The organism is Flavivirga aquimarina, from assembly GCF_030540835.1.
Classification (GTDB): domain Bacteria; phylum Bacteroidota; class Bacteroidia; order Flavobacteriales; family Flavobacteriaceae; genus Flavivirga; species Flavivirga aquimarina.
Map to the genome: position 1 here is coordinate 1 of NZ_JAUOEK010000066.1, position 17,225 is coordinate 17,225.

General features: G+C 31.7%; 15 protein-coding genes. 9 read left to right on the plus strand and 6 right to left on the minus strand.

Features of this window, described 5'->3' with window-relative positions:
- Window positions 1–287: 287 nt before the first annotated feature.
- Window positions 288–1,595, minus strand: a complete 1,308-nt coding sequence (locus Q4Q35_RS04820; protein ID WP_303276810.1) for an erythromycin esterase family protein — start codon at window positions 1,593–1,595, stop codon at window positions 288–290.
- A 231-nt stretch (window positions 1,596–1,826) separates the two neighbouring features.
- On the opposite strand from Q4Q35_RS04820, the gene Q4Q35_RS04825 reads away from it, so the two are divergent.
- The 5 genes from Q4Q35_RS04825 to Q4Q35_RS04845 all read left to right on the plus strand — a co-directional run bounded on the left by Q4Q35_RS04825 (window position 1,827) and on the right by Q4Q35_RS04845 (window position 7,769).
- Window positions 1,827–2,687 carry an MBL fold metallo-hydrolase gene (locus tag Q4Q35_RS04825; RefSeq protein ID WP_303276811.1) on the plus strand — a complete coding sequence of 287 codons (861 nt, stop codon included), beginning with the start codon at window positions 1,827–1,829 and terminating at the stop codon, window positions 2,685–2,687.
- A 34-nt stretch (window positions 2,688–2,721) separates the two neighbouring features.
- Entirely contained in the window at window positions 2,722–4,329 is a 1,608-nt protein-coding gene (locus Q4Q35_RS04830) for a S8 family peptidase (protein WP_303276812.1), read from the plus strand.
- 87 nt (window positions 4,330–4,416) lie between these two features.
- Window positions 4,417–6,243, plus strand: a complete 1,827-nt coding sequence (locus tag Q4Q35_RS04835) for a M1 family metallopeptidase (protein WP_303276813.1) — start codon at window positions 4,417–4,419, stop codon at window positions 6,241–6,243.
- A gap of 206 nt (window positions 6,244–6,449) precedes the next feature.
- Window positions 6,450–6,998: a TlpA family protein disulfide reductase gene (locus tag Q4Q35_RS04840; protein ID WP_303276814.1), complete on the plus strand. Its 549-nt coding sequence runs from the start codon at window positions 6,450–6,452 to the stop codon at window positions 6,996–6,998.
- Window positions 6,999–7,010: 12 nt separating this feature from the next.
- Window positions 7,011–7,769 (plus strand): thioredoxin family protein, encoded by a 759-nt coding sequence (locus tag Q4Q35_RS04845; protein WP_303276815.1) that lies wholly within the window; start codon window positions 7,011–7,013, stop codon window positions 7,767–7,769.
- A 77-nt stretch (window positions 7,770–7,846) separates the two neighbouring features.
- Here the strand turns inward: Q4Q35_RS04845 and Q4Q35_RS04850 are convergent, their stop codons facing one another.
- Both Q4Q35_RS04850 and Q4Q35_RS04855 read right to left on the minus strand, forming a co-directional pair.
- Window positions 7,847–9,028 (minus strand): succinylglutamate desuccinylase/aspartoacylase family protein, encoded by a 1,182-nt coding sequence (locus tag Q4Q35_RS04850; RefSeq protein ID WP_303276816.1) that lies wholly within the window; start codon window positions 9,026–9,028, stop codon window positions 7,847–7,849.
- Window positions 9,010–10,881, minus strand: coding sequence for a glutamate-cysteine ligase family protein (locus Q4Q35_RS04855; RefSeq protein WP_303276817.1), 1,872 nt, complete (start codon window positions 10,879–10,881; stop codon window positions 9,010–9,012). Before Q4Q35_RS04855 ends, Q4Q35_RS04850 begins: the two co-directional genes overlap by 19 nt.
- 141 nt (window positions 10,882–11,022) lie before the next feature.
- On the opposite strand from Q4Q35_RS04855, the gene rnpA reads away from it, so the two are divergent.
- From rnpA to Q4Q35_RS04875, 4 genes are all read left to right on the plus strand, one after another.
- A complete protein-coding gene (gene rnpA / locus Q4Q35_RS04860) occupies window positions 11,023–11,397 on the plus strand; it encodes a ribonuclease P protein component (RefSeq protein ID WP_303276881.1) in 375 nt (124 codons plus the stop codon).
- A gap of 15 nt (window positions 11,398–11,412) precedes the next feature.
- The gene (locus Q4Q35_RS04865) at window positions 11,413–13,047 is read left to right on the plus strand and encodes a S41 family peptidase (RefSeq protein ID WP_303276818.1); all 1,635 of its coding nucleotides are present in this window, start codon (window positions 11,413–11,415) and stop codon (window positions 13,045–13,047) included.
- A gap of 67 nt (window positions 13,048–13,114) precedes the next feature.
- Window positions 13,115–13,963 (plus strand): OmpA family protein, encoded by an 849-nt coding sequence (locus Q4Q35_RS04870; RefSeq protein ID WP_303276819.1) that lies wholly within the window; start codon window positions 13,115–13,117, stop codon window positions 13,961–13,963.
- Window positions 13,950–15,299 (plus strand): T9SS type B sorting domain-containing protein, encoded by a 1,350-nt coding sequence (locus Q4Q35_RS04875; protein WP_303276820.1) that lies wholly within the window; start codon window positions 13,950–13,952, stop codon window positions 15,297–15,299. The genes Q4Q35_RS04870 and Q4Q35_RS04875 overlap by 14 nt, the downstream gene beginning before the upstream one ends.
- Before the next feature lie 6 nt (window positions 15,300–15,305).
- On the opposite strand, the gene Q4Q35_RS04880 is transcribed toward Q4Q35_RS04875, so the two are convergent.
- The 3 genes from Q4Q35_RS04880 to rpiB are packed head-to-tail and all read right to left on the minus strand — an operon-like array spanning window position 15,306 to window position 17,105.
- On the minus strand, window positions 15,306–15,749 hold the full coding sequence (locus Q4Q35_RS04880; RefSeq protein ID WP_303276821.1) for a GNAT family N-acetyltransferase: 444 nt from the start codon (window positions 15,747–15,749) through the stop codon (window positions 15,306–15,308).
- A gap of 3 nt (window positions 15,750–15,752) precedes the next feature.
- A complete protein-coding gene (locus Q4Q35_RS04885) occupies window positions 15,753–16,670 on the minus strand; it encodes a cation diffusion facilitator family transporter (protein WP_303276822.1) in 918 nt (305 codons plus the stop codon).
- Window positions 16,671–17,105, minus strand: coding sequence for a ribose 5-phosphate isomerase B (rpiB, locus tag Q4Q35_RS04890; RefSeq protein ID WP_303276823.1), 435 nt, complete (start codon window positions 17,103–17,105; stop codon window positions 16,671–16,673). It abuts the gene before it with no gap.
- Window positions 17,106–17,225 lie beyond the last annotated feature (120 nt).

The window sequence follows — 17,225 nt, forward strand, 5'->3', positions numbered from 1 at the left end:
AAGTTCACTCTTTGTATGTTTTCCAATGCTAAGTTCGTCTAAAATTTTTAATTTGAAAGGTTCGCTGTAACGTCTAATTACTTTGTCATTTTTGTACATAATTGTGTTAAATTATGTAGCCTTTATTCAGGACGAGTCAAACTTACCGCTAACGGTTTCAGCTATGGGCAGTTACGTGGGTTAGCATTTAATTATGTAAGTACGCACCAAACTAAAAATCCACGAGGGTTTTCCAAAGTAGGTGAGAACAAGCAATTACATAGGACACGTTGTTGTACAACGTTTTTTTATTTGTTTAAATAATTAGGAGATGATATTTTTTTAACAAAAATTAATCCATCATATATTTCTGCATATATTTTGCTAACCATAATTCTGTGTAATTGTTTAGGTTGATACCCACCACCTCCTATCAATAAATGTTTAGATTTTTTACTAAAGAATTTTGACGGTTCATTTTTGATAGCATTATCTAAATCTACAAAATAGATGTCTTTACCAACGTTCATTAATGTATTAGCATATGTTTTTTTAAACGGTTTTTCTATGTGATATGTTTTCCAATGATTACCTTGTTTTTTATCTATTAAATAGCCTTTAATGTTTCCTGTTCCAAAGTCAAATCCAACACTATAATAATCTTCTTTGTAGTAATCTTTCAATAAACAACCTAAATTGATTATTTCACTTCCCGAGTAATTCATTTCTTTTTTGTTTATATGTTCATTGTGAGCCCATATAAAAGCTTTTCCATTTTTAGATTCATTCTCTAAAATCCATTTAACATTCTCAAACATTTTTAAATCTCTAAATTCACTCGATTCTTTGAATCCTACTGTGTTTGATACATATTGTGTATACTTTATTAAGTAATTTAGACTTCTTATAGCGGACTTTAAATCTTTCTGATAAATCTTTTTATTTGTTTTTGAGTTAAGAATAGCTTGTTCTAGTTTTTTTAGTTTTGGAACTTGAGTTTTTGCCCAATTATCAGGTTTGCCATAATTTATCTTTTTGTTTGAGCAACTATCAGCAATGATTAGAAGTTCTTTGCTTATAGGAAGATTGTATTTCTTTACAAAACCACGAATTTCTTGATTAATTTTTTTTCCAATTTGAATATCCATGCCGTAAAATCTAATCTGCTCTTCTTCAGGTTTTTCTATATTATAGTGCCTTATCCATAGTAAAAGATTTGTTATTTCTTTATAATACAAAAACCTAAAACTAAAATTTTTACTGATAGTATTGATATCTCCTTTTCCGCCACTTATCCATTCGTTTATTCCAGACTCAGCTTGATAAGATGCTTCCATAATAAACGTTTTGACGCCTTGGGTTTTGACTAAATGTTTGAAAAATTTGGTCTTGATATCGAAAAATTCTTTTGTATCATGAGAAGCTTCTCCAAAACCATAAATTTTAGCATTATCAAATTTATCGGGAATGTTTTGTTCAAAAATAGTTAGTTTAGAATCAGGACTCGCATCTTCAATTTCTATAGAGTTATTAGTTATCCAATCTATTGTTTGCTTATTTTGAGAATTTACATGAAATGACGAGATAAATATGAAGATTGAAAGTATCTTTTTCATTTGTGATTTTTGTTTCTTAAATGGTGTACAACAAAGATATATAGTTAATAATTAACCATATATCTATTATATACATCCAAATATACTCAATTACTTATGCTTCTCATGGCATTTTTACTTAAAGTAAAAGGCCAAAAACTTTTTCTCCCTTAAGTTATTTTTTAGAAATTTTTCTTAATAAATTCATAACAAATATCGGTTTTCATTGCGATTTGTTTAATTTTACGCCTTATGAACTTATTTCCCATAAATGCAGGAAATCTTAAACTTGACGGGGGCGCTATGTTTGGTGTGGTACCTAAGTCTTTGTGGCAAAAAACAAACCCTGCAGATGCTAATAATATGATTGAGCTTACAACGCGTTGTTTGCTTATTGAAGATGGCAACAGGCTTATATTAATAGACAATGGCATGGGTAACAAGCAATCTGAAAAGTTTTTTAGTTACTATCACCTTTGGGGAAATTATAATATAGATAGCTCACTTAAAGCACATGGGTTTCATCGCGATGATATTACCGATGTTTTTTTAACACATTTGCATTTTGACCACTGCGGAGGTAGCATTCAATGGAATAAAAATAAAACGGGTTACGAACCTGCTTTTAAAAATGCACACTTTTGGAGTAATAAAGACCATTGGTTATGGGCTACCGAACCTAACAGACGTGAAAAAGCCTCTTTCTTAAAAGAAAACATTATTCCTATAGAGGAAAGTGGGCAGCTAAAGTTTACATCGCTTCCAAAAGATGATTTGCTTCGTAACTCAGAGCTTGGTTTCGATATCTTTTTTGCTAATGGACATACCGATAAGCAAATGGTTCCCCTTATTAAGTATAAAGATAAAACCATTGCCTTTATGGCAGATTTATTACCTACTGTTGGGCATTTACCCCTTCCTTATATTATGGGTTACGATACCAGACCCTTGTTAACACTTAACGAAAAAGAAAAATTTCTTAATATCGCTGCCGAAAATAATTACTACTTGTTTTTAGAACACGATCCCCATAATGAAATAATTACTGTACAAAACACAGGGAAAGGCGTGAGGTTAAAAAATATATATACAACTCAAGAGATATTTAATTAATAAAAATTTAAGACTAAAATTTAAAAACTAGAGAATGAGAACAATTAAAACAATGACGGCTTCTGCTTTTGCGGCTATACTAATTTCCGGATGTGGTAGCACAGCAGAAATACTATCAACACCTGTAGAAAATATTGATAATACGCCTTTAAAAGTTTCAGAATTAACTGAAGCAGAAAAACACAATTGGGGGCATTTGGATTTGGTAAAAGATACCATTCCCGGTATGAGTGTTGATAAAGCCTATGCTGAAATTATCAAGAAAAGAAAAGGCAAAAAAGTTATTGTAGCTGTTATAGATTCTGGAATCGATATTGATCATGAAGATTTAAATGATGTGTTATGGACTAATACAAAAGAGAAACCAAACAATGGAAAAGATGATGATAACAATGGTTATATAGACGATATACACGGATGGAATTTTTTAGGTGACGGCTATAATGAACAATTAGAGTTTGTTAGAATTTTAGCTAAAGGAGACACTAACCACCCCGATTATAACAGAGCTCTAGCCGAATATGACAAAGAATATCAAAAATACTCAGGCTACAAAGGAAACTACGAACAGATCTTTCAACAAATAAAATCTGCCGATGAGGCTCTAACAAAACACTTAGGAAAGGAAGATTATACCAAAGAAGAGGTTAACGCTATTAAAACAGAAGATACCGCACTTAAACAAGCTGTACAGGTTGCTAAATACATGTTTAGTAACGGCATGGACTCTTTGGCTGAGGCTAAAGAAGAAATCTCTAACGGTTTAGAAAGCATTAATGAAAGGCTAAATTATAACCTAAATAAAACGTTTGAAGGACGTGTTAATGGTGATGATCCAGACAATTTATCTACAACATCTTACGGTAATGGTAATGTAAAACCAATTAAGAAAAGTGAAAGTCATGGTACACACGTGGCAGGTATTATTGCTGCAGAACGTAATAATGGTAAAGGAGCCAATGGTGTAGCCAATAATGTGGCCATTATGAGCTTAAGAGCTGTACCGAATGGTGACGAGTACGATAAAGACATCGCTTTAGCTATTAGATATGCTGTAGATAATGGTGCGAAAATTATAAACGGTAGTTTTGGTAAAAGTTACTCACCACACAGTGATTGGGTACGTGATGCCATTGCTTATGCAGGAAAAAAAGATGTGCTTTTTGTACATGCTGCCGGAAACGACAGTAAAGATGTAGATACCGAACCTAATTTTCCAGATGATAATATAAACGGTCAAGAGGTTTCCGATACTTATATAAGAGTAGGGGCTTTAGCTCCAAAATATGGTTCTGGATTAATAGCTGGTTTTTCTAATTACGGAAAACAGAACGTAGATGTTTTTGCACCTGGTGCTAAAGTGTATTCTACAACGCCAGAAAACGAATATAAAACAAAAGGAGGAACTTCTATGGCGGCTCCTGCTGTGGCAGGTGTTGCTGCTTTAATTCGTTCTTACTATCCAAAATTAAGCGCTGCTCAAGTTAAACAAATACTTATGGATTCTGGTTTAGCTGTAAAAACCAAAGTCGTTGTGGGTGGTAATACTGATGATGTAAGACCGTTTGCCGATTTAACAAAATCGTCAAAAATGGTTAATGCTTATAATGCTTTAATTATGGCAGCAAAAATGTCAAAATAAATTATTAAATTTATATGGTAAAAAAAGGGGGGCGATTATGTATTGCCTCTTTTTTTATTTTTTTAACTTATATATTCTATCTATACTATGAAACGACTCCTTATTTCCGTGTTAGGCCTAACTGTCCTTATCTCCTGTAACAGTTCTAAAAATATAGCTACACAAAAAGCACCTGTTGCAACGACCCCTCAAACACCGACAACACAATCGGTATCAAAAACTACTTATTGGCAACAACATGTAGATTATAAAATGGATATTGATATGGATGTAAACACCTATCAATATAAAGGGAATCAAACTTTAGTATATACCAATAACTCACCCGATGTTTTAAACCGGGTGTATTACCACTTATATTTTAATGCTTTTCAACCGGGAAGTGAAATGGATGTTCGTTCTCTTACCATCGCAGATCCAGACCCAAGAGTTGGCGATAGAATTAGCAAATTAAAACCCAACGAAATAGGTTATATAAAAGTACACTCATTAAAACAAAATGGTACTGTTTTAAAACATGAAACAGTTGGTACCGTTTTAGAAGTCGATTTGGCAAAACCTATACAACCTGGAGAAAGTGTCACGTTTAATATGGTTTTTGATGCTCAGGTTCCTCTTCAAATCCGTCGTACAGGAAGAAACAATAGGGAAGGGGTTGCATTATCCATGACGCAATGGTATCCTAAACTGGCAGAATACGATTTTGAAGGCTGGCACGCCGACCCTTATATTGGACGCGAATTTCATGGTGTTTGGGGAGATTTTGATGTAAAATTAACCATTGATGAAAATTACGTTGTTGGCGGTACAGGATATCTGAAAAACCCTGATGCCGTAGCCAATAATGGAAAAATAACATGGCATTATACAGCACCAAAAGTACACGATTTTACCTGGGCGGCAGATCCAGATTATATTCACGATACCGCACAGGTTCCTAATGGCCCATTATTACACTTTTACTATAAAAGCACCTTAGACGCTGATAAAAAGGAAAGCTGGAAAAAACTGCAACCAAAAACAGTAGAACTTATGCAATATTTTAGCAAGCATATTGGCACATATCCTTATAAACAGTATTCTGTAATACAAGGTGGCGATGGTGGTATGGAATATGCCATGTGTACCTTAATAACCGGAAATAGAAGTTTTGGTAGTTTATTTGGTGTTACAGCACACGAAATGGCACATACATGGTTTCAGTTTTTATTAGCCACTAATGAAGCAAAGCACGAATGGATGGACGAAGGTTTCACCACCTATATTAGTAATTTAGCCGAAAACGACATTATGAATCGTAATAGAGAAAACCCTGTTTCTAGTACTTATAGAAGTTATATTTACTTAGCTAAATCTGGAAAAGAACAACCGCTTACTACACACGCAGATCGTTATCATTTTAATCAAGCTTATGGTATTTCTGCATACAATAAAGGCGCTGTGTTTTTAGCACAATTAGGTTATATTATTGGTGAAGACAACTTAAAGAAAACCATAAAAAAATATTTTAACGATTTTGCTTTTAAACACCCAACGCCTAATAGTATTATTCGTTCTGCCGAAAAAGTATCTGGTTTAGAATTAGATTGGTATGTAACGGATTTTGCACAAACCACCAATACTATTGATTATAGTGTAAAAAATATAGAAGAAAAAACCATCACTTTAGAGCGAATAGGGCAGATGCCAATGCCTATAGACCTAACGGTAACTTATACAGATGATACTACCGAAAATTTCTATATCCCATTACAAATGATGCGTGGTGAAAAACCAACGTCAGCAACTTTAAAAGCAGATTGGGCTTGGGCATATCCAACTTACACTTTTGAAGTAGGTAAAGCTGTTAAAAGTGTTCAAATAGACCCAAAAGAAATGATGGCGGATATAGATAAAAAGAATAATACGAAGTAAATCTTATTAATGTAGCTCCATTTTGAGAAGATTGTAAATTAAACTAATCCCACTAAAAAGCGGGATTTAGATTTACTGATATATGAACATTACACTCAATCCCAAATTTTATAACATTGAAAACCCCAAGAAAAAACATCAAAAAATTCTTTTCCATTAAACTTTCAATAAGCTAATCAGTCTAACAAATTTAAACAACTTTAATTTTGCTTACAGCTATATTTTATAAGCGACAAAAAAAGCTTTTTTTATGTCTTATTTTAATAATTTCTTTTTGTGTAAGTTGTAAAAATGAAAAAACAGATGTCCTAACAAAAAATGTTTCTAAAATTAGTAATGATATTCCGATTTACAATTTTAATACATTAGAACCTCTCCTTTACACTAAAACCAATAAGACATACATTATTAATTTCTGGGCCATGTGGTGTGCACCTTGTGTTAAAGAGTTACCATATATTCAGCAATATGCTAACAAAAATCCAGATGCAGAAATAATACTCATAAGTCTTGATTTTCCAGAAGATATTGAAACAAAGCTTAAGCCTTTTTTAAAGGAAAAAAATATTACGTCTAAAGTCATTTTATTAGATGATCCTGATTCTAATACTTGGATAGATAAAATAGACCCTAATTGGTCTGGAGCTATCCCTTTCACTATCATTTTTAATAATAAAAAACGAGGCTTTTTCGAACATACTTTCTCTAGTTTAGAAGACTTAGAAAATACAATAACTAAAACCTTAAACCTTTAAAATAATCTATTTATGAAAAAATTAATTTTATGTATTGCCTTAGTTGGCCTAGTATCAAGTGTCATTGTTTCCTGTAATAATAAAACAAAAGAGAACACAGATGTTTCTGCAGAAAATGATAAACCAGAAAGAAAAGGGCCTCCTCCTGGAGACCGCAAAGGTCCACCACATAACGGAGAGAGAAAAGGACCTCCTGGTGGTCATGGTCCAGAACAAACAAAGACATTAGAAGAAATTGGAGGCTATAAAATCGGAGAGGTTGCTACCGATTTTAATCTTAAAAATGTAGATGGCTCAATGGTTTCGTTAGCAAGTATCGACAATGCAAAAGGATACATTGTAACGTTTACTTGTAACGAATGTCCTTTTGCAAAAATGTATGAAGACCGTTTAATCGAACTACATAACAAGTATGCTACTAAAGGGTATTCTGTAATTGCTATTAACCCTAATAATCCTGAAAATGAAAAAGAAGGTTATGAAGCAATGCAAAAAAGAGCTAAAGAAAAAGGGTTTCCATTTGTTTATTTAGTTGACGAAGGTCAAAAAATATATCCAAAATATGGAGCCGTTAGAACTCCTCATGTATTTTTATTAGATAAAGAGCGTAAAGTTCAATACATCGGTACTATTGATGATAATGCAAGATCTTCCGAAAATGTAAAAATTAAATATCTTGAAAATGCTATAGAAGCATTGGAAAAAGGAGAAAAACCTAATCCAAGTTTAACAAAAGCTATTGGGTGCCCTATTAAAGCTAATAGGGTTTAATTTTAGTTAGACTAAAGATATCAACACAACATAAAAAAACAGTTATTTTAGCGCAAGTCATTAAAGCTTGCGCTTTTTTACACATTACTTCTAAACCATCTTTCTGTTTTGTACATCTCTGTTTTAGCTACACGTTCACGATTGTTGAGCCTTAAATGAGTACCTGTAATATGTTTGTTTCTGTAACCCAACAAATGAAAAAACGATTTAGCAAAAAACTTAGCAGCTTTTAAATTAACTTGTAAAATACCTTCGGTTTTATTTAACCAGGAAATACCTGGTAAAAGGATCAATAAGCCATCAAATCGAATACGCCTTAAAAAGACCGACAGTTTTAAAAAAAACGGTTTTATATGTCTTATAATAAAAAAACCTTCGGCACCTTTAACTTGATATAAAGGCATAAAAATGCGCCCATAATACTTTGCTTTTAATTCTTTATTATTACTTATTGCTATTGGAGTACCTTTATTTATGGCTTGAAAGCTTTTAAAACCATTTATCATAGTAAATATTTCGTCGGGTTGTATCTTGTGAAGATAAATAACTTCAAAAACATCAACAATATGAGCAGCTTGTGTTTGTAGTTGTTTATAATGGTTTAAAAAACTGGCGACATCATCTTTTTTTAAAACACCTGCAAACACTAAAGCTAAATAAATAAACGCCGTGTTATTGTTAATAGAACTTAAATCGTCATGCTGACCGGATTCAAAACCTAAAGACACATAACCTAACTCGTTTATATAACTTAACAATGGGCCATTTAAATACTCTTCTATACCCAACACAATAGGAACAGGAAATTGCTTGGAAAATTTTCTATTTATCAACGCATCATTAATGGTAATAAAAGGGAGTGTTTTACTAGATGTAGAGTGTAAATCTATAAAGTAAAATGGTGGTTTTTCTGTTTCTAAAATTTGGTTTAAAATACTTAATAACTCAAATAATTCTACCTCATCGTCATTTAAAACCTTCTTTTTTTTAATGGCTTCAATACGTTCTTTAGTCCAAAGTCTATTTAAATCTTCATCAATATATCTTTGGTTTAACTGAAGTGCTTTTAAGTTTCCCGAAATACCATAAATGGTTCCTTTAACTTGAAACGGATCAACAGCTTCTAAAACATCTTTTATGGCAAAAATACCTGATGTTTCATTACCATGAATACCACCAAAAAACACCATCGTTGGCCCTGGTTTAGATCCTTCAATCACACCAAGTATTCTATTTACGGTTATTCCGTTATCGTACATGTATTAAAATCATTTCTTGTAACTAAGCCTATCAATTTGTTTTGTTTTACTACCGGAAGGCTACCTATATTATGATGATCCATTAGTTTTTTTGCGACTTCAACTGGGGTGTACTCTTCTGTAGTAATCACATCTGTTTTCATTATTTTATTAACCGAATCGTTTTGTTGATTGGTGTTTTCTAAATACAATTTAACGTCTTCCCAACTTATTAAACCAATTAACTCTCTATCACTATTTATAACCGGCATATGGTGAATATTTTTCCATTTCATGATATTTAAAACCAATTCGACACTGTCTTTTTTATCGACAGAAAAAATATCAGAACTCATAATATGCTTTACAATTTGTTCTTTTATAAAAGGAAACTCATAAACTTCGTCTAACATTCTCCAGGTAGAAACAGGGTATCCTTTTTCTTGTTTTTCATACATTTTAGAAGTTAATATTTGCATGGCTTCATAGCGTTTATGATTTTTTAACAACTGCCTGTAGTTTCTAACAAGCCACTCAGAACCACTGCTGGCTTGTACTCTATTTTTAATTACTTTTAAATAACTCTCTGCATCTTGAGGCGATACACCAACACTATAAAGACCTTTATATGCCATTGGTAAGAGTTCGTTTAATATTAATTTATAGCTAGAAATGTATGCGCCGTTCCAATAAAAGCGTGTTGCCATGCCGTATCGGGCAGCATTGAAAAAATTTGATTTTACATCTTTAAAATCCCATTGTGTATGTATGTTGTTATATTTTTTTGGTTTTCCTAACATCACACCCACCCAAAATGCCATGTTTGCAATTTCATCAGTGAGTGTTGGGCCCGATGGGATATACCTGTTTTCAATTCTTAAGTTTGGTTTACCATCTGTTTTTCCATAGCAAACCCGATTCCAGGGATATACAGTGCCGTTGTGTAAACCCAAAGCTTTTAAGTTTGGAACCTGATTATTGTTTAACATATCGACACTATCCTTAATAAAATTGGTAGTGATAAAGCTTCTAAATCTGGAAATATTATCTTTAAAAATATCTGTTATAGATCCGGTTTGCCATTTATTACCAAAACTAACTCTAGACTGTTTTTCGTTTAATAAATAGGAATTCGCTCTGGTATCGACACTTTGCGTAAACAAGGCAATTCGGGTTTCGCTCCAAAGTTCTTTACCAAATAATAATGGCGAATTCGTACAGGCACTTAAAATAGGTCCGGAAATGGCTTGGGCCCAATTATAACTATCTACAAAAGTTTTCGGGTTTAATTGTAAATGCATTTGAAAACTTGTATTGCAGCCTTCTAGCATAACAGAATCATGTAACAAATTTAATTCGTCTGCACCTTTAATATGTATATCGAAATTTTGCCTTCTTATACCTTTTATAGCATCGTTTAATACCGAATAGCGCTCTACATTAGTCATATTCTGCTCGTTTGCGTTGTTAATAGAAAGCGATGGTAATATGCCCGTTAATACTATTTTAATGCCTTTTTTAGATGCTGCTTTTTTTGCTTTTTTTAATAGCGTCTCTAATTGTTTGTGCAATTGTGAAAAACATGTGTTTCCCAGTTTTAAAGCGTCTAAATTTATCTCTAGGTTATAATTGCTTATTTCGGTTGTAAAATGTTTATCATCTATATCTTTTAAAAGCTCTAAAGATTTACTTTCTGGTAAAAATTGATTGTTTACTAAACAAAATTCCTGTTCTGCACCTATTCTAAAAACATCCTCTTCAATCATGCCTTTTTCAATCATTATATCAAGTGCCTTGATGTCATTTAATATATGATAGATATAATTAGCTCTGTCTTTTTTAGTCTTGAGTTTTGTTACATTTAAATCGCCCATTTTTAATACTCTTTTAGTGTTTCTTTTAAAGCGTCAAATTACTGCGATTCACCCAATTTAAATATGATTTTTATCATACCAATGCATTACTTAATCGAGGAGTTAATTGTTATTGCTACTTTTGTATTCTTATATCAATTTATGTCTGTATCATATCCTAAAAAAGAAAAGCTTAAAAGCAAAAAGCTTATCGAACAATTGTTTAGCGAAGGACAATCTGTTTCTGCTTTTCCGTTGCGTTTAGTTTATATGCCAACTTCTTTTGATGATGACGTAGTTGCAAAGACAGGGGTTTCTGTAAGTAAGCGAAATTTTAAAACTGCTGTTGATAGAAACCGTATAAAACGATTATTAAGAGAGGTTTACAGGTTAAATAAAGCCGTGTATTTTAACAACATTACAACACAATATGCGTTTATGATTTTGTACATTGGCAAAGACAAACCAACCATGACCCAAGTAGAATCGAGAATGAAACTTTTGTTTGAAAAATTTTCCAACAAAGTTTCTCAATAATAACATACACCCACTATGAAATACTTACTAAAAAAGAAAGTCTTAATTCCCATATTGGCATGTACCATCTTTTTTTCAGGAACAGCTTTTAAAAACGATTTTTTCGAAATTGCGAAGCAAATAGAAATATTTACAACGCTTTTTAAAGAGCTCAACATGAATTATGTTGATGAGACTAATCCTGGTGATTTAATGGATACTGCGATAAAAAGTATGCTGGCAGATTTAGACCCGTACACCAATTTTATGAACGAGCAGGATGTTGAGGCTGCCAGAATTAATAATACTGGTGATTATACAGGCATAGGTGCTAGAGTAAAAACATTTAAGGATAAATTGGTTATTGTAGAACCTTATAAAGATTATCCTGCCGATAAAGCAGGATTAAAGGCCGGAGACGAAATTATTAAAGTTGGCGATATTTTAATCGAAACTTATAAAGAAGATTCTGGTAGTTTATTAAAAGGCGCATCAGACACACCTGTAGAAGTGACTTATAAACGCCAAGGTAAAATGCATACGACTACAATAAAAAGAGCTGAGGTAGAAATTAAGGCTGTACCTCATTTTTCGATGGTTAACGACAAAACCGGATATATTGTTTTAAGTAGGTTTAATAATAAAGCTCATGCCGAAACCAATTATGCTTTACGCGATTTAAAGGCTCAGGGTGCCGAGCAGATTATTCTGGATTTAAGAGGAAATCCGGGTGGACTACTTAACGAAGCTATTAAAATTGTGAATCTTTTTGTTCCAAAAGGGCAATTGGTTGTTACCACAAAATCTAAAGTTAAAAAGTATAATAAAACATATTATACACAAAAAGAACCTATAGATACAGACATTCCATTGGTAGTTATAATTGATGGAAAGAGTGCTTCGGCAAGTGAAATTGTATCGGGTTCGTTACAGGATTTAGATCGTGCTGTTATTGTTGGGTCCAGAAGTTTTGGTAAAGGTTTGGTACAACGCCCCAAACAACTTACCTATGGGACTCAGGTTAAAATAACCATCTCAAGATATTATACACCTTCTGGTAGATGTATTCAATCTTTAGATTATTGGAACAGAAATGAAAAAGGAGAAGCAGTTCGTGTAAAACAAGAAAACTACAATGAGTTCAAAACCAAAAACGGACGTAAAGTTTTTGACGGAGGCGGTGTATTTCCAGATGTCGTTTTTAGCGCTTCTAAAAATTCTGCCATTACAAACGCCATTACACAAAGCGATTTAATTTTTAACTATGCAACCGATTATTATTATAAGCACAAACTAGATAATATTAAAAATTTAAAGCTTACCGATACAGACTTTTCCAATTTTAAAAACTATTTAAAAACTAATAATTTTTCTTTTAAAACGGATACTGAAAAAGCACTTTATAAAGCTTTGGAAGCAGCAACTAATGAAGAATTAAATGATAATATTGAAAAAGACTTTAATACTCTAATAACTAATTTAGAGGTTTCTAAAACCAGTGTTATAGATGAGAACAAAGATTATTTATTAGAATTATTAACTGAAGATATAGTAAAAAGATATGTTTACAGAGAAGGCTTATACGAATATTACATAGTAAATGATCCTAAAATTAAAAAAGCAGCCAAAATACTTGCTGATGCTTCTATATATCAAGATTATTTGAATTAAGATTTGTTTATTTCTACATCAAAAAAATTAAAAAATAGTATATTTATACCTGTTCTATTACCCTACTATGCATAAATTATTGGTATTTATATTTTTAACACTAAATAGTGTACTTGCGTTTTCTCAAAAAGAATTAACACATGAGGTATATTTTGACACGGATAAATATAACCTTCCTCCAACAGAAGAAAATCGCCTACTTCTTTTTATTTCAACCTTAACAGATGTCGATATTGAAAGCATATCTATATTCGGATTTTGTGACGACATAGGAGCCGACACCTATAACTTGAAGCTTTCTCAACAACGAGCAAATGCTATAAAAACCATTTTTTCAAGTAATGAAATAAGTGATGACTTAATTACAAATGTTGACGGTAAAGGCGAAATATTATTGAAAATTGTCGAAGAAAAAAATATACTAAAAATAAGAGGTTTAAACCGAAAAGTAGAAATTATAGTAAAACCCAAACCACCGAAACCTGTCGAGGTAAAACCTATTAAAAAAGTTGTAAAGAAAAAAGATACCCCAGAAATAATAAAGGGCAATGTAAAAGTTGGCGATAAAATTATTTTTAAAAATATTTTATTTAAAACCGGTTACAGTACTGTAACACCAAGCTCTAAAAAAATACTAGACGCAATAGCCAAAGCCCTTGTTGAGCGCAAGGATATTTATTTTACGATACAAGGTCATGTATGTTGTACGCAAAATAGTAGAGATGCTGTAGATAGAAAGACTAAAAAACGAAACTTATCTGAAGCCCGGGCAAAATATGTTTATGATTTTTTTGTTAAAAAAGGAGTTAATAAAAAACGGATGCGTCATTTAGGGATGCGTCGAAAATTTCCACTTGGAGGCGATCCAAAATTTGATAGACGTGTTGAAATTTTAATAACCTATGTGGGTAAATAGAAAATATCTATATAGTTTAGTATTCTTTTTACTTAACTGTATTGGTTTTTCTCAAACAACTATTCCAGATCCTAATTTTGAACAAGCACTTATTGACTTAGGAATTGATACTGATGGCACTATTAATAGTAGCGTTTTAACAACAGATATTAATTCGGAATTATCTCTTGATGTTCGAGGGTATAATATTCAAAATTTAAGCGGAATAGAAGATTTTAGTGCTTTAAGGGAACTCTATTGTGACAATAATTTACTAACAGCTTTAGATGTTACTCAAAATTCGAACTTACAAATTTTATGGTGTGATTCTAACCAGATAACAAATTTAGATGTTACTCAAAACCCAAACCTTATTTCTTTGGTTTGCGGAAATAATATGCTTACAAGTTTGAATGTTACTCAAAACCCCAATTTAAATGTATTGGTATGTGAAAACAATCAAATATCATCCCTTAACGTGTCTCAAAATAGTACATTAAGTAGGTTTCAATGTGGTAATAATCTACTAACAAATCTTGATATTTCTAATAATCTAAATGTAGCTTTTTTGACTTGTGAAAATAATCAACTTACGAGTTTAGATGTTTCGCTAAATGCTCAACTTGCCAATTTAAATTGTAGTTTCAATCTATTAACCGAATTAGATATTTCCAGTAATTCTATCATCACACAACTAGATTGCAGTTTCAATGATTTATGCCGATTAAATATTAGAAATGGTAATAACGGTAATATGACTTTAGTAGATTTTAGTTCTAATTTAGATTTGAATTGTATTGTTGTTGATAACCCTTCTGGAGATCACTCCATTTGGCAACCTGTTTCTTTTTCAAATTATGTAGTATCTCAAAACGATTGCAATAATTTTGTTAATGTAGATACTCTTAATGATGTTATAACTAGTACATCTTATACTTTACCTAATTTAACAAATGGGGAGTATTTTAGCCTGTCTGGAGGTAATGGTATACCATTTAATTCAGGAGATGCTATTACGAGCTCACGAATCATTTATATTTATAATGAAACTGCTTGCGATAGTAATGAATCTAGTTTTAGCGTATTAATTATTGATGATGATTACTATATCCCAAAATACTTCACGCCAAACAATGACGGTCGCCACGATTTATGGCAAGTTTTTGACAGTAATAATTCCATAAAAGTGATACATATTTTTAATAAATATGGAAAGCTTTTAAAATCGTTACCTCAAAATTCCCAAGGTTGGAACGGCACATTTAATGGAAAACTTATGAATACTGATGATTATTGGTATGTTATTACTCTAAACTCTGGAGAAATTATTAGAGGTCATTTTGCTTTAAAGCGTTAATTTTTATTATTCTTTAATCATAGCAATATGTGGAATATCATCTTCTAGATAGGTTTCTCCTGTAGCCGTAAAACCTAAATTAGTATAGAATTTTTTTAGATAAACCTGTGCAGATATTTTTATTAATGATGTATTATAATTTTCTTTGATAGCTTTAATTGACACTTTCATAATGTCATAACCATATTTATATGCACGTCCGTGTTTAGCAACTACAACCCTGCCTATACTAGATTCTTTAAAATAATCACCCGGTTTAAAAATTCGTGTATAGCCTATTAATTTACCTTCTTTAAAACCTAAAACATGCAATGCTTTTTGATCTTTTCCGTCTATATCCTGATATACACAGTTCTGCTCTACTACAAACACTTCACTTCGTAATTGTAATAAACTATACAAGTCTTGTTTTGTTAATTCTTCAAATGTTTTTACTTGTATTTTAAGCATGTTTTAATCTTGTACTATCACATCTTTAACATCATCTTTACCAAATTCTGGCTGAATATTTACGTGATTGATGTCGTATTTATTAAATACCAAATCTTCTATCTTATGTAAAATAATATCGAACTGAGATAAGGTAATGTCTTCTTTAAAATCGATATGAGCTTCTAAATGAATTTCTTCTTCGTTTAATTGCCAAACATGTACATGATGAACATTCTTAATACTTTCAAAAGCATTTATTTCGGCAACTATTTGTTTTATAGGAATATCGTCTGGCGTAAATAACATTAAAACTTTTGTAGAAGTTTTTAATAAATCGAATCCCATCCAAATTAAATAAACGGCTATAGCAAATGTTAGTACACTATCTACCCAATATACCTGGTAATATTTCATTAACAGACCTCCTATCAATACTGCAATACTAGCCATCATATCTGTTAATAAATGCAGATATGCACTTTTCATATTCATATTAGACTTAGAATCTTTTTTTAATAAAAGGACACTTAAACCATTTGCTATAATACCTATAAGGGATAACCAAATGACTAAATTAGATTCTATTTCTTGTGGGTTTTGAAACCTTTTAATAGCTTCAACAATTAATAAAACTGCTACAATTATTAGAGTTGATGCATTTATAAATGCTGCTAAAATTTCTGCACGTTTATAACCAAATGTTCTATTAATGGATGCTTTCTTTTTCGATAATTTATTAGCCACATAACTTACAATTAAAGAAAGAACATCACTAAAGTTATGTAATGCATCACTTAACAATGCCAAACTACCGGAAACAACACCACCTATAACTTGCGCTGCAGTAATTATAATATTTAATAAAATGGATATAAAAAGATTTCGTCCTTTAAGGTCGTTATGCGTATGTGAGTGATTATGGGTATGTGAATGACTCATTTAACAAGATAGCGGAATCTTATCTATTCTGTTTTGATGTCTACCGCCTTCAAATTCTGTATTTAAAAAAGTTTCAACCATTTGTAAAGCTTGTGGTATAGCTGTATAACGAGCTGGAATACATAAAATATTCGCATTATTGTGCTGCCTGATTAGTTCTACAATTTCTTTAGTCCAACACAATCCAGCACGTACTTGTTGATATTTATTTGCAGTCATAGCTACACCATTCGCACTACCGCATATTAAAATACCAAAATCTACTTTTTTATTTTCAACATCTTGTGCTACCGGATGCACAAAATCTGGATAATCTACACTATCATTTGCATCGGTTCCATAGTTATTAACAGTGTACCCTTTGTCTTCTAAATATTGTTGAATTGCAAATTTATAATCCGTTCCTGCGTGGTCGTTTCCTATAGAAATTGTCATGATGTTATTATCTTATTTTATATGGTATAAAGGTACTAACTATATATTAAAAAATCATTAATGTACTTAGTTACATATAAGAGCTCTATGCTATTAGGGCTCATACTTAATTTATACTAA

Bases quoted from the DNA above. Each gene is read 5' to 3' on its own strand.
- Q4Q35_RS04820 (WP_303276810.1), bottom strand. From the start codon at position 1,595: ATGAAAAAGATACTTTCAATCTTCATATTTATCTCGTCATTTCATGTA.
- Q4Q35_RS04825 (WP_303276811.1), top strand. From the start codon at position 1,827: ATGAACTTATTTCCCATAAATGCAGGAAATCTTAAACTTGACGGGGGC.
- Q4Q35_RS04830 (WP_303276812.1), top strand. From the start codon at position 2,722: ATGAGAACAATTAAAACAATGACGGCTTCTGCTTTTGCGGCTATACTA.
- Q4Q35_RS04835 (WP_303276813.1), top strand. From the start codon at position 4,417: ATGAAACGACTCCTTATTTCCGTGTTAGGCCTAACTGTCCTTATCTCC.
- Q4Q35_RS04845 (WP_303276815.1), top strand. From the start codon at position 7,011: ATGAAAAAATTAATTTTATGTATTGCCTTAGTTGGCCTAGTATCAAGT.
- Q4Q35_RS04850 (WP_303276816.1), bottom strand. From the start codon at position 9,028: ATGTACGATAACGGAATAACCGTAAATAGAATACTTGGTGTGATTGAA.
- Q4Q35_RS04855 (WP_303276817.1), bottom strand. From the start codon at position 10,881: ATGGGCGATTTAAATGTAACAAAACTCAAGACTAAAAAAGACAGAGCT.
- rnpA (WP_303276881.1), top strand. From the start codon at position 11,023: ATGTCTGTATCATATCCTAAAAAAGAAAAGCTTAAAAGCAAAAAGCTT.
- Q4Q35_RS04865 (WP_303276818.1), top strand. From the start codon at position 11,413: ATGAAATACTTACTAAAAAAGAAAGTCTTAATTCCCATATTGGCATGT.
- Q4Q35_RS04870 (WP_303276819.1), top strand. From the start codon at position 13,115: ATGCATAAATTATTGGTATTTATATTTTTAACACTAAATAGTGTACTT.
- Q4Q35_RS04875 (WP_303276820.1), top strand. From the start codon at position 13,950: ATGTGGGTAAATAGAAAATATCTATATAGTTTAGTATTCTTTTTACTT.
- Q4Q35_RS04880 (WP_303276821.1), bottom strand. From the start codon at position 15,749: ATGCTTAAAATACAAGTAAAAACATTTGAAGAATTAACAAAACAAGAC.
- Q4Q35_RS04885 (WP_303276822.1), bottom strand. From the start codon at position 16,670: ATGAGTCATTCACATACCCATAATCACTCACATACGCATAACGACCTT.
- rpiB (WP_303276823.1), bottom strand. From the start codon at position 17,105: ATGACAATTTCTATAGGAAACGACCACGCAGGAACGGATTATAAATTT.